This is a genomic window from Bacillus sp. AK128, from assembly GCF_053903075.1.
Genome location: NZ_CP096379.1, coordinates 2,242,036 through 2,254,447, shown reverse-complemented (window position 1 = coordinate 2,254,447; position 12,412 = coordinate 2,242,036). Strand labels below are relative to the sequence as shown.

Here is a 12,412-nt window from a genome sequence, read left to right as displayed (position 1 = left end):
TATAAATTTATTAATCTTGTTTCAATAAACGGACACCTGCGAACTGGGGTTAGTATGAACGACCTTTTGCTTGTATTTCTCGCTGGTTCGGGTGTTCATCGGTCTTATGAATGACCTTTTGCTTGCTTTTTTCGCTGGTTCGGGTGTTCAACGGTCTTATGAACGACCTTTTGCTTGTTTTTCTCGCTGGTTCGGGCGTTCATTGGTCTTGTGAATGACCTTTTGCTTGCTTTTTTCGCTGGTTCGGGCGTTCATCGGTGTTATGAACGACCTTCTTCTTGTATTTCTTGCTGGTTCGGGCGTTCATGGGTCTTATGAATGACCTTCTTCTTGCATTTCTTGCTGGTTCGGGTGTTCATCGGTCTTATGAACGACCTTTTGCTTGCTTTTTTCGCTGGTTCGGGCATTCATCGGTCTTATGAACGACCTTTTGCTTGCTTTTTTCGCTGGTTCGGGTGTTCATTGGTCTTATGAACGACCTTTTGCTTGCTTTTTTCGCTGGTTCGGGCGTTCATTGGACTTATGAACGACCTTCTTCTTGCATTTCTTGCTGGTTCGGGCGTTCATTAGACTTATGAACGACCTTTTGCTTGCTTTTTTCACTGGTTCGGGCGTTCATCGGTCTTATGAACGACCTTTTGCTTGCTTTTTTTGCTGGTACGGGTGTTCATCGATCTTATGAAGGACTTTTCCCTTGCTTTTCAAACTCGCTTTGGCCTTCATCCCCCTTATGAAGGACTTTTCCCCTGCTTTCCAGACACACTTTGGCCTTCATCATCCTTATGAAGGACTTTTCCCCTCCTTTTCATACAAGCTTTGGCCTTCATCCCCCTTATGAAGGACTTTCCCCCTACTTTCCATACAAGCTTTGGCCTTCATCCATCAAACCTAAATAATATATACATGTAGCCCTTTGCTACTAAAACAGAAAAAAGGCATGAATTCCCAGAATTCACGCCTCTTAATTACAATCAACCCAATCTATTTAGATAAACCGATCAAAAAACTCTAGAATGGTACGATTAACTTTAATTTCGTTTTCTTTCTTAGAGAAGCCATGACCTTCATCCTCTAGGACTAAATATTCAACATTAACACCTTGATCCTGAAGTGCTTTTACTATCTTATCTGATTCAGCCTTTACAACGCGAGGGTCGTTGGCTCCTTGAATAACAAGCATCGGCTTCGTCATATTTTCAAGATAAGTAATTGGTGAATATTCAGTAAGCTTTTCTTTATCCTTCACAGGGTCGCCTACCCACTGATTCATGATTGGCTTCCAGTGTTCCGGTACAGAGTCGATAAATGAGAATAAATCACTAGGACCGAAAATATCAACCACTGCTTTGAAATATTCAGGATGACGGCCGTGTAGTAATAACGCCATATAACCACCAAAGCTACCGCCCATTAATAGAATTTTCTCACGGTCGGCGTAGCCATTCTTAATCATCCATTCTAACCCTTCGACATTATCAAGTCTTGGGCCATAACCCCAGTCACCTTCCACCATCTTCATGAAAGATAATCCATAGTTAGAAGAACCACGGAAGTTTGGAGCAAATAAGCTATATCCACGATTCACCAAGAACTGGAACAATGCTCGGAATGATTTCCGCTCAGAAGCTTGAGGTCCACCATGTGGCCATAGGATGACATGCCCGTTACTAACTTCTTCTCTAGCTTTAAAAAATAATGCTTCAATTTCTAAACCATCAAAAGAAGGATACGTAATGACTTCAGGCTCAACTAGTTCACTTTCAGCAACACCTGGAACAGCAAGGTTTGTACAAGCTACCCAGTTCTGTTCGTTTGCAGAACGCTTATAAATATTTAATGGACTCGTCGCAGAACGACCAAGAACATATAAATTCCCCGCTTTTGTCACAACAAGCTTTTCAATCACACTGACAGGCTTTTCAATCGTTGATAATGAACCATTAGCTAGGTCATATTGATAAAGTTTATCCTCCACGCCACTAGAGCTAGTGATAAATAATTGATTTAATTCTTTATTGAATTTAAGGTTTGAAAGGTCCTCTTTATCAAGAGATAACACTTTTGTAAATTCTTTTGTTTGGATATCAAATTTAGCTAAGTAGCTATGATCATCCTCATAATTTGTTAAAAGATAGACTTCTGTATCGCTTGTAAACACAACACTAGAAACGGTGTGCTGCGCCTCAGTCGGAGGTGTTAATAGTACCTCTTCTCCATCAATCTCTACAAAGGCAAGCGTGTATGTATTAGCAAAAAGCATTTGATAGACAAATAGTTGCTCGTTTGGACTCACATCTACTAAAAACGTAGCAGCTTTTTTACCCTCATTAATTTTTACTTCTTGATCAGCCTCAAAGTCGTAGCTATATGAATTTAAATAAGTTTCGTTTTCCTTTGTGGATGTATAATAAATGGTTTTCCCGTCTTTTGATAGGATCGGGTTCATATGACGATGACCCTCTAGAACACGTAGCTCCTTAAGCTCGCCCCCTTGTGTTGGTAGAGCATATAGCTGTGTATTTTCATCCCCATCTTGATCGAAGCCCGCAATAATAAATCTACCTTCACGATCATATGTAAGTTCTTGACAGCTTTGGTCTATAAAAGTTAATGGATATGGAAACTGATTGGGTAAATCCATTCCCCAAAGATTGTACTTTCCACTCAGGTTCGTGCTAAGAATTAACTGCTTTTCATCAGGACTTACGGCAAAATTCTGAATGGCAAATGTTCTAAAGAAATTCTCAACATCTGGCTTTTTAAAGTTCATTCTCTCAACACCTTGCTTTCTAAAAGATTTAACACTCATTATCATTATACGATAATCCACCATGATTAGGTTGTTTTTCACTTCGGTTTCTAAATTATTTTGTAAAAAATATCCATTTTATAAATTCATAATCAACTAAAAAAACAAGTACAGACTCTAACAAGAGAATCTGTACTCGATTCATATTTTTGGTTCATTTTTTATCATCCGAGGGAACTAGACGAATAACCAAGCCTAGTTGAAAGTTCATGGCCCATTTTTTTCATTTTTCCCTGAAGATGCTCCATTCTCTCACCAGTCATCCGAATCGTCGGACCGGAAATACTCATAGCTGCTATTGCTTTACCTAGATGATCAAAAATAGGAACCGCCATACAGGAAATGCCGTTCTCATTTTCCTCCTGGTCGAGTGCATACCCATTTTGTTTAACCTTGACCAATTCTTGAAGAAAGACATCTTTATCTGTTATCGTTTTATCCGTATGCATCGGTAATCCTTTACGATCTAATATATCCAAAACGATACTAGATGGTAAATTGGCCAAGATTGCTTTTCCTACTGAAGTGCAATGCATAGGTGCTCTTTTCCCTACCTTTGAATGTGTACGCAATGTCTGGGTACCGTCAAGCTTTTCAATATAAACTACTTCACCCTGATCATACACTACCAAGTGAATTACTTCATTGGTTTCCCTTTCAAGCTCTTGTAGGAATGGTCTTGCTTCAGTCCTCAAATCAATGGATTCAAGAAGCTTTGTACTGATTTCTAGGAATTTGTAACCGAGTTTATATCGCCCTGTTTCCTCATCTTGTTCGACATATCCATATTGGACTAACGTTGACAGGATTCGATAAACAGAACTTTTATTTATATCCATTTGATTAGCAATTTCAGTAACTCCTAGTCCACCTTTTTTCAGACTGACAAGGTGAAAAATATCTAATGCCCTACTCACAGACTTTACCATATTATCTCGATCCATCAACAATCACCTCAGGAAATTCTTACAGTACCACATTTTTCTTTTATTTTATAAAAGAGTTTTTCAATGTTCCAATTTCTTTTATCGTACATTCAATTACATTACCTTCTCCTACCATTTCAGCACCAACCGGACTTCCTGTTAGGATTACATCTCCTGGTTGTAGTGTCATCACATGTGATAGATAGGAAAGCATTTTTTTGATAGGAACAATCATTAATTCCGTACCACTGTTCTGCTTTTCAACACCGTTTAAATAAGCTTCAACCCTAACCTGGAAAGGGTCCAACTCGGTTTCAATGACAGGTCCTAGTGGTGTAAAAGTATCAAATGCCTTTCCAACTGCCCAATGTCCCGCTTCATGAAAAAACTGGGGGGCCGTCACATCATTTCCAATTGTATATCCAAAAACATAATCTAATATATTAGCTTCCTCGACATTTTTTGCTTTCTTCCCAATAACAACAGCAAGTTCGGATTCGAATTTGACATCATCAATTCCTTTAGGGATGATTATTTCATCCTCCGGGCCGATAACAGAGGTCGTCGGTTTAAAGAAGAAGACTGGAATTTCAGGTAGTTCACTAGGCAGTTCCTCTACCTTTGTAACAAAGTTCGCCCCAATTCCAATAATATGAGTGGGTTCTATTGGAGCAAGTAGTTTAACTTCCGCTAACTTATATGTATCACCTGTATACTCCCAATTCGAAAATAGATCTCCACTTATAACTTTAATGGTTTCTTCCGTTAAAACACCTGTATACGTTTCATTATTGGCTAAGAATCTTGCAAATTTCATAAAATATTCCCCTCTCTTTTTCTACTAATGGTGGAAGGGGCACTAAATCATGCCCCTTTTACAAATTTATTTTTGAACAGCAAACTTTTCCTTTGCCTCAATGCGTCTTCTATGGAGGATGGGTTCCGTATAACCGTTAGGCTGGTTATATCCTTCAAAGACAAGATCACAAGCAGCTTGGAAAGCAATCGACTGTTCATAATTAGGTGCCATCGGACGATATTCAGGATCCCCTGCATTTTGTTCATCCACTACTTTCGCCATTCTCTGTAAGGTTTCTAGCACTTGCTCCTTCGTACAAATTCCATGATGTAACCAGTTTGCTACATGCTGACTTGAAATTCGTAAAGTTGCTCGGTCTTCCATTAACCCAACATTATTAATGTCTGGAACCTTTGAGCACCCTACACCGTGCTCAACCCAGCGCACCACGTAACCAAGGATTCCCTGTGCATTATTATCTAACTCCTGCTGGATTTCATCTGCACTCCAATTGGGTGCTTCAGCTACTGGAACCTGCAATATCTCATTTCTTAAATCACTTTGTTGTGTAACAAGCTGATTTTGAATTTCAACGACATCCACCTCATGGTAATGTAAGGCATGAAGTGTTGCTGCAGTTGGTGATGGGACCCAAGCAGTATTTGCACCTGCATGAAGATGACCCACCTTTTGCTTAATCATTTCTGCCATTAGATCTGGCATGGCCCACATTCCTTTACCAATTTGAGCTTTACCTTGGAATCCAGTTGCTAAACCAACAAAAACGTTTGATTTTTCATAACCCTGGAGCCAACTAGTCGATTTCATATCATTCTTACGGATCATCGCGCCTAATTCCATTGACGTATGAATTTCATCTCCTGTCCGGTCCAGGAAACCTGTATTGATAAAGACTACACGGTCCTTAACCTGACGTATACAATTTTTCAAATTTAAGCTGGTACGACGTTCTTCATCCATCACACCAATTTTTAAAGTATTTCGTTCTAAGCCAAGTAAATTCTCAACCTTATCAAACAACTCATTTGCAAAGGCTACTTCTTTTGACCCATGCATTTTCGGCTTCACAATATAAACCGACCCCTTAGATGAGTTCTGATAGGGACCATTACCTAAAAGAGAGTGCTTGGCTATTAAGCTCGTAACGACTGTATCGAGAATACCCTCCTGAATTTCCTGACCGAATTCATCTAATATCACACTATTCGTCATTAAGTGTCCAACATTACGAACGAACATTAGTGAACGCCCAGGTAATAGTAACTCATTACCAGAAGGAGTCGAGTACTTTCGATCTGGATTTAATGTACGTGTCATTGTTCTACCGCCTTTTTCAAAGGTAGCAGCAAGATCTCCTCTCATTAACCCTAACCAGTTCCGGTACACAATAATCTTATCCTCTGCATCTACCGCAGTTACAGAGTCTTCACAATCCATAATGGTTGTGATAGCAGATTCCATTAATAGGTCTTTAACACCCGCATCATCTGTCTTGCCGATTGGGTGGCTGTGGTCAATCTGGATTTCAACATGAAGGCCGTTATTTATTAAAAGAACCGCCGACGGAGCTTCAGCATCACCTTGATAACCTACGAACTGAGATTCATTAACAAGTCCTGTTGTGACTCCATTTGATAAAGTAACAGTGAGCAATCCATTAGTAGAAACTGAATATTGGACGGCATCCATATGAGACTGAACGTTCAATGGATAGACTCGATCTAAAAATTCTCTACCATATTGAATGACCTTATCGCCTCGAATAGGATTATAACCTCCGCTTCGGGTTGCTCCTTCTTCTTCACTAATGGCATCTGTCCCGTATAGTGCATCATACAAACTTCCCCATCTTGCATTTGCTGCGTTAATCGCATATCGACCGTTATTAACAGGAACGACAAGCTGAGGTCCAGCCTGAACAGAAATCGACTCATCTACATTCTTCGTAGTGATTGTAAAATCATCTACTTCTGGTTCTAAATAGCCGATTTCAGTTAAGAAAGTCTTGTAATCTTCAAAACTAAAAGACTCTTTATTGTTCTTATACCATTGATTTATTTTCTCTTGTAACTCATCTCGCTCAGCTAATAGAGTCTTGTTCTTCGGGGTTAACTCAGTAACCAAAGCCTCTAATCCTGTCCAAAATTGATTTTTTTCAACATTACTACCTGGAAGAACTTCACCATTAATAAACTCAAAAAATCCTAAATCTACTTGAAGTTTTCCTACTTTTACGTATTGATTCATTAAAAACTCCTCCTTTTGAATGTTTCCTATTACCAAACAACGTTTTAATATATGATAAAAAAATTTTACCATGATAAAAGCTCATAATTCAATACAGTCTACCTAATTAAAGCAATGTGGGAATCGATTCATTTAATTGTTCCTTAAACAACCATCTACACACCCCTTTGTTTCGTAATAACAAACACCGTTTCTAATTTTAAATAAAAAAAGCAACTAATTAATTACCTAAATTAAACCATTAGTTACCTCTTTTTTCAATTATTATTTTGAATTGAGTAAAAATTCCAACATCACGAATGCTAGCTAATTTAAATATGTTGACGATCTCCAAATTGCAAGATCTCTTTATACTGTCTTTTAGCATCCATATATCCTAATATATATAGCTGGTATAGTTTAATTTGATTTCTTTCGATTGCACTTACAGGTAGGTCCATACTAGGTTGAATGAGGAAGACATGATCTTTTTTCTCTTCAGAATATAAATAAGAAATGGTTTGATTATATATATGATGGCGGATTTGGAGGACCTCTTGAATTTTAGGATGATCTTTATATTTGATAAGTGTGGATATTTTCGGCTGTTTTTTACTTTTAGCCCGCTTTGTTAAAACAACAATATTTTTATCCATGCCATCATTTTGTGATTTCTTGATGGGGATCGGATCAGCAATACCTCCATCGAGTAATTGTTTATCCTCATAGTGAACACAAGAAGAGATAAAGGGTACAGAGCTTGATGCTCGAATAATCTTATGCATATTTTCACCATGTTCTCTTTTGTTAAAATAGATGGGTTCCCCTGTCTGACAATCAGTGGTTCCTACCAAAAACTCTTCCGATCCATTTTTAAAGGTATCAAAGTCAAAGGGAACAATCCGGTTAGGCACCTCATCAAATAAGAAATCCATTCCAAAAATCTCACGTTGGCGGAGTAAATTTCGAAAAGAAAGGTAGCGCGGGTCACTAACTAGATCAATATTCACCTTTTTATTTCTGCCCTTCTGTCTAGACAAATAAGAAGCCGCCATACAGGCACCCGCAGAAACACCAATTACATATGGGAAATATAAATCCTTCTCCATAAAAAATTCAAGGACCCCAGCTGTATAGAGGCCTCTCATCCCACCGCCTTCTAAAACTAATCCAACGTCCAACATGTAATCCCCTCCTTTTCTTATTGTATTTCAACTGCAAAAAAATAAGAGTAGAAAAAACAAAGTTTTTCCTACTCTTTACTCTCACTTCATAAAATGTTTATTTACAAATTCAATGACTTCTTCCGTTGTACTCATTGAGAGAATGGTTTGCTTATGTTTCGCAATGTCCTCTTTTGATAATCCCTTTAGCTGTGAGCGTGCAGGCAATATCGAGGTTGCACTCATACTAAATTCATCAAGACCTAATCCAAGTAATAATGGAATTGCGATGGGATCTCCAGCCATTTCTCCACACATACCAGCCCACTTGCCTTCCTTATGAGCTGCTTCAATCACCATATTAACTAGACGCAAAATCGCAGGATGATAAGGTTGATATAAATAAGAAACCTGTTCATTCATTCGATCTGCAGCCATTGTATATTGAATCAGATCATTCGTTCCAATACTAAAGAAGTCCACTTCTTTAGCAAATTGATCAGCTATTATAGCACTTGATGGAATTTCAACCATCATTCCGATTTCAATGGAATCAGATACTTTAGTGCCATTCGTTGTAAGCTTTTCTTTTTCCTCTAATAAGATGCTCTTTGCTTGACGAAACTCATCTAAAGTAGCGATCATCGGGAACATAATTTTTAAATTACCATACACGCTTGCTCTTAATAATGCACGGAGTTGGGTACGGAAAATATCTTGTTCTTCAAGGCAAAGACGGATCGCGCGGAATCCTAAAAACGGATTCATTTCCTTAGGTAAATGTAAGTAAGGTAGCTCTTTATCCCCACCAATATCTAACGTTCTAACAACGACAGGTTTGTCTCCCATGTTTTCAAGAACAGTCTTATAAGCTTCATACTGTTCTTCTTCTGTCGGAAGCTGATCACGACCCATGTAGAGAAATTCCGTTCGGTACAAACCAATCCCTTCACCGCCATTATCTAGGACACCTTTTACATCTTTAGGCGTTCCGATATTAGCTGCAAGCTCCACATGATGACCGTCACGAGAAGTGGTCTTTTCACCTTTTAACTTGGCCCATTCTTCCTTTTGCTTTTGATAATTTTGTTGTTTCTCTTTATATTGGTTTAACACATCTTCAGTTGGGTTAACCACTACATGGCCGTCTAAACCATCAATGATGATGATATCGCCATTTTTTGTATCAGTCGTAACACTCTTTGTTCCAACCACCGCTGGAATTTCCATGGAACGAGCCATAATGGCCGAGTGAGAAGTACGACCACCGATATCGGTAGTAAATCCAAGAACAAATTGACGATTTAATTGAGCGGTATCAGACGGTGTTAAATCCTCAGCGACAATAATTACTTCTTCTGTTACCAAGCTTGGATTCGGAATACTAACCCCTAATAGGTGTGCTAATATTCGTTTCGTTACATCACGAATATCTGAAGCACGCTCCTTCATATATTCATTGTCCATATTTTCAAACATGCTAATAAACATATCAGCAACTTCACGTAATGCGAACTCTGGATTCACCTTATCATTCTTTACTTTATCCTTAATAGGTTGAATGAGTTCAGGATCATTTACAACTAATAAATGAGCATCAAAAATAGCAGCCTTATCTGGTCCAAGCTCCTTTAATGTATGCTCCTTAATAGCAGTCAACTCGTTTGCAGACTCCTTTATTGCTTGATCAAGTCTTAAAATTTCTGCATCAATGTCCGTCACTTCTTTTTTTTCAGTTGTTAAATCAGGGTGAACTAGATGGTAAGCTTTAGCAATGGCGATTCCTTGTGAAGCAGCAATACCCGCAATTGAATTCCCCATTATTCATCAAGTCCTTCTTTTTTAATCGTTTCTGTTAGAGCAGTAATTGCTTGATCAGCGTCATCGCCATTTGCACTGATTTTAATTTCTCCTCCACTAGGAATCCCCAATGACATGACACCCATAATTGACTTTAAGTTTACAGAGCGACCATTATATTCGATGTTAATATCACTATTGAATTGTCCTGCTGTTTGAACTAAAGCTGTTGCTGGTCTTGCGTGAACACCTGATTCTGCTGTAATTTTAAATGTTTTTTCTGCCATGTTAAGACATCTCCCTTTTGGTTTATATTGCAAAATTCATGAAACGAGTTTGCTATTTTTTATGAACCTTGAATTTTTACTACATTCTCTCCTCGGGTTACATTACCCACTTTATTTAGTGTAACCATTTGTCCTTGCTTTAGGTTTGTAAAAATAATCGGCGAAATCAGCGATGGTGCATGTTGTTTTAGGTAATCCAAGTCAATTTCCAACAACTCTTGACCTTTCGTAACGGCATCACCTTGAGAAACAAGTGCTGTAAACCCTTCACCTTTTAAATTGACTGTGTCAATTCCCACATGAATTAGAATTTCTCTACCATCCTTTGATTCAATTCCAATTGCATGCTTCGTTGGGAAGAAGTCTACGATCGTTCCATCAACTGGTGAAATAACGATCCCTTCAGTTGGTAACACAGCAAAGCCATCTCCCATCATTCTTTGTGAGAAAACTTGGTCTGGAGCTTCATCCAACTGCATGACCTTACCGGTTAAAGGATTTATATACTCTTCTATTTCAGGCTTTGTTTGTAAAGCTTCTGGATTTACTTCTTCGATATGCTGTTCTACTACTTTTTCAGTAGACTTTGCGATTGGTCTTGGTGTTTTACCACTCATAATGTCCTGCATCTGAGTTTTTATATTGTCAGATAATGGTCCAAATATCGCCTGAATATTATTACCAACCTCAATTACACCTGAAGCTCCTAACTTCTTAAGACGGTCCTTATCTACTTGCTTTTGATGATTTACATTAACACGCAAACGAGTAATACATGCATCTAGATGAGAAATATTTTCTTTTCCACCCATCGCTTCAATAATATTTAATGGAAGCTCCTCAGCTTTTACCGTACCAAAGACACTCTTGAACACTGTTTCCCCCTTAGATATATTAACCTGTTGACTGGTTCCAATCTTTATTTCCCCAAGAATGGTTACAGAATATTGTCCATCATTATGTAGAAACGTCACCATTTATAACTTTTCCTCAAATTAAAGATATCAAACAAAATTCTTCTACAATATAAATGAGAAATAAAAAAGGCATGAGGAAAAATCCGATAGAATTACAAAGGTATTATTCCCCAATTGTAAAAATCTATCAGTATTCTTCACTCATGCCTGATCGAATCAGTAACACGTTTTATAAGGTTATTTCTTCATTTTTAGCTGAAAGCCTTTGCAAGTGCAAGGTCAAATAGACCGCCTCTGCATCCGCTACCTTCAGTTGAATTTTTTGTTGTACAATTTTTATCAGCTTCCAAGCGAGATTATAGCATATCGGATATTCTGCCTGCAAGATTTTTGAAATATTTGCTGAAATCTCAACTTTTTCTTCTGATCTAATCCGGTCAATCATAAATCGTATGTGACGAACAAGACGAATATACTGAACCCCTTCGCGATTAAGTTTAACATTCAGCGTATTTTCAATAACTTCCACCATTGTATGTGTCAGCTGTGAGTATTGATTTACTTCTGATAGGTTTCGGGAAGATATGGCACTATGAATATGTAAAGCAATAAAGCCAATCTCTCCTTCAGGAAAGGATAATCCAAGCTTTTCATTAATGAGATCGACCACTTCTGCGGCAATGCTATATTCCTCTGGATATAGTGTTTTTGTTTCCATTAAGAACGGGTTTTTTATTTCCAAGCCATCCTGTAATCTTTTAACTGCAAAAGAGATATGATCAGTTAGTGAGATTAGTAATTGCTGATTTAATTCTCTTCTAATTCGTTCTGTAATAAGGTGAATAACATCATTCATACACTCAATGATTTGCTCGTTTATATAGGGAAGGAGCTTTTTATACTGTTCTTGCTCTCTATCACTAGTTAATATAAATATCTTTTCTACCGGAGAAACATCTAGACTGTCTCCTTTTGATTTATTAAAACCTATTCCCTTTCCAATTAAGACAACCTCATCCTGGCCAGAAAAGCTATTGGCAATGACCACATTATTGTTTAAAACCTTTTTAACAACATAAGAACCGCCCATTTCAACACCTTCTTACCAATGATTCTATTTATTAATGTACGGAATCTCACCTTCGTGGTCAATAGAAAAGACTGATTTTGTAGACTTTGTTTTTACAAGGGTGTATATTCAAGCCTTCCGCTCCAACAAACTCCACGTTAAGCTAGTTAAATGTTAACTTTCTTAATTAAGGCTAAACTATTTTGATTTTGGCTGTGTTAAAAAACAATGTTGATTATTTGCACTGTTGATTGTAGTGGAAGGACGCGAGACTCCTGCGGGAACAGCGTGACAGATGAGACCCCACAGGCGTAGCCGAGGAGGCTCATCGCACGCCCCGCGGAAAGCGAGTGTCCTGTAACGAAAATCAACAACAAAGTTTAACAAAGCCTTTT

At 38.1% G+C, this 12,412-nt stretch carries 8 protein-coding genes and 1 pseudogene; all 9 read right to left on the bottom strand.

What is annotated here, in order from left to right:
* Nucleotides 1-985: 985 nt before the first annotated feature.
* Nucleotides 986-2,770 (bottom strand): S9 family peptidase, encoded by a 1,785-nt coding sequence (locus tag M1D60_RS11190; protein ID WP_456279228.1) that lies wholly within the window; start codon nt 2,768-2,770, stop codon nt 986-988.
* A gap of 203 nt (nt 2,771-2,973) precedes the next feature.
* Nucleotides 2,974-3,753 carry an IclR family transcriptional regulator gene (locus M1D60_RS11185; RefSeq protein WP_456279227.1) on the bottom strand — a complete coding sequence of 260 codons (780 nt, stop codon included), beginning with the start codon at nt 3,751-3,753 and terminating at the stop codon, nt 2,974-2,976.
* A 43-nt stretch (nt 3,754-3,796) separates the two neighbouring features.
* Nucleotides 3,797-4,552, bottom strand: a complete 756-nt coding sequence (locus M1D60_RS11180) for a fumarylacetoacetate hydrolase family protein (RefSeq protein WP_456279226.1) — start codon at nt 4,550-4,552, stop codon at nt 3,797-3,799.
* 66 nt (nt 4,553-4,618) lie between these two features.
* Nucleotides 4,619-6,802, bottom strand: a complete 2,184-nt coding sequence (locus tag M1D60_RS11175; protein ID WP_456279225.1) for a malate synthase G — start codon at nt 6,800-6,802, stop codon at nt 4,619-4,621.
* Nucleotides 6,803-7,113: 311 nt separating this feature from the next.
* Nucleotides 7,114-7,965, bottom strand: a complete 852-nt coding sequence (locus tag M1D60_RS11170) for a patatin-like phospholipase family protein (protein ID WP_456279224.1) — start codon at nt 7,963-7,965, stop codon at nt 7,114-7,116.
* 81 nt (nt 7,966-8,046) lie between these two features.
* On the bottom strand, nt 8,047-9,765 hold the full coding sequence (gene ptsP, locus M1D60_RS11165; protein WP_456279223.1) for a phosphoenolpyruvate--protein phosphotransferase: 1,719 nt from the start codon (nt 9,763-9,765) through the stop codon (nt 8,047-8,049).
* Nucleotides 9,765-10,031 (bottom strand): phosphocarrier protein HPr, encoded by a 267-nt coding sequence (locus tag M1D60_RS11160; protein WP_456279222.1) that lies wholly within the window; start codon nt 10,029-10,031, stop codon nt 9,765-9,767. Before M1D60_RS11160 ends, ptsP begins: the two co-directional genes overlap by 1 nt.
* Before the next feature lie 59 nt (nt 10,032-10,090).
* Nucleotides 10,091-10,885, bottom strand: a pseudogene (locus M1D60_RS11155) (glucose PTS transporter subunit IIA); the annotation flags it as partial.
* Nucleotides 10,886-11,177: 292 nt separating this feature from the next.
* Entirely contained in the window at nt 11,178-12,038 is an 861-nt protein-coding gene (gene glcT / locus M1D60_RS11150; RefSeq protein WP_456279221.1) for a glucose PTS transporter transcription antiterminator GlcT, read from the bottom strand.
* Between the last annotated feature and the right edge of the window lie 374 nt (nt 12,039-12,412).

Coding starts and splice junctions, on each gene's coding strand:
- M1D60_RS11190 (WP_456279228.1), bottom strand. CDS start 2,770: ATGAACTTTAAAAAGCCAGATGTTGAGAATTTCTTTAGAACATTTGCC.
- M1D60_RS11185 (WP_456279227.1), bottom strand. CDS start 3,753: ATGGATCGAGATAATATGGTAAAGTCTGTGAGTAGGGCATTAGATATT.
- M1D60_RS11180 (WP_456279226.1), bottom strand. CDS start 4,552: ATGAAATTTGCAAGATTCTTAGCCAATAATGAAACGTATACAGGTGTT.
- M1D60_RS11175 (WP_456279225.1), bottom strand. CDS start 6,802: ATGAATCAATACGTAAAAGTAGGAAAACTTCAAGTAGATTTAGGATTT.
- M1D60_RS11170 (WP_456279224.1), bottom strand. CDS start 7,965: ATGTTGGACGTTGGATTAGTTTTAGAAGGCGGTGGGATGAGAGGCCTC.
- ptsP (WP_456279223.1), bottom strand. CDS start 9,765: ATGGGGAATTCAATTGCGGGTATTGCTGCTTCACAAGGAATCGCCATT.
- M1D60_RS11160 (WP_456279222.1), bottom strand. CDS start 10,031: ATGGCAGAAAAAACATTTAAAATTACAGCAGAATCAGGTGTTCACGCA.
- glcT (WP_456279221.1), bottom strand. CDS start 12,038: ATGGGCGGTTCTTATGTTGTTAAAAAGGTTTTAAACAATAATGTGGTC.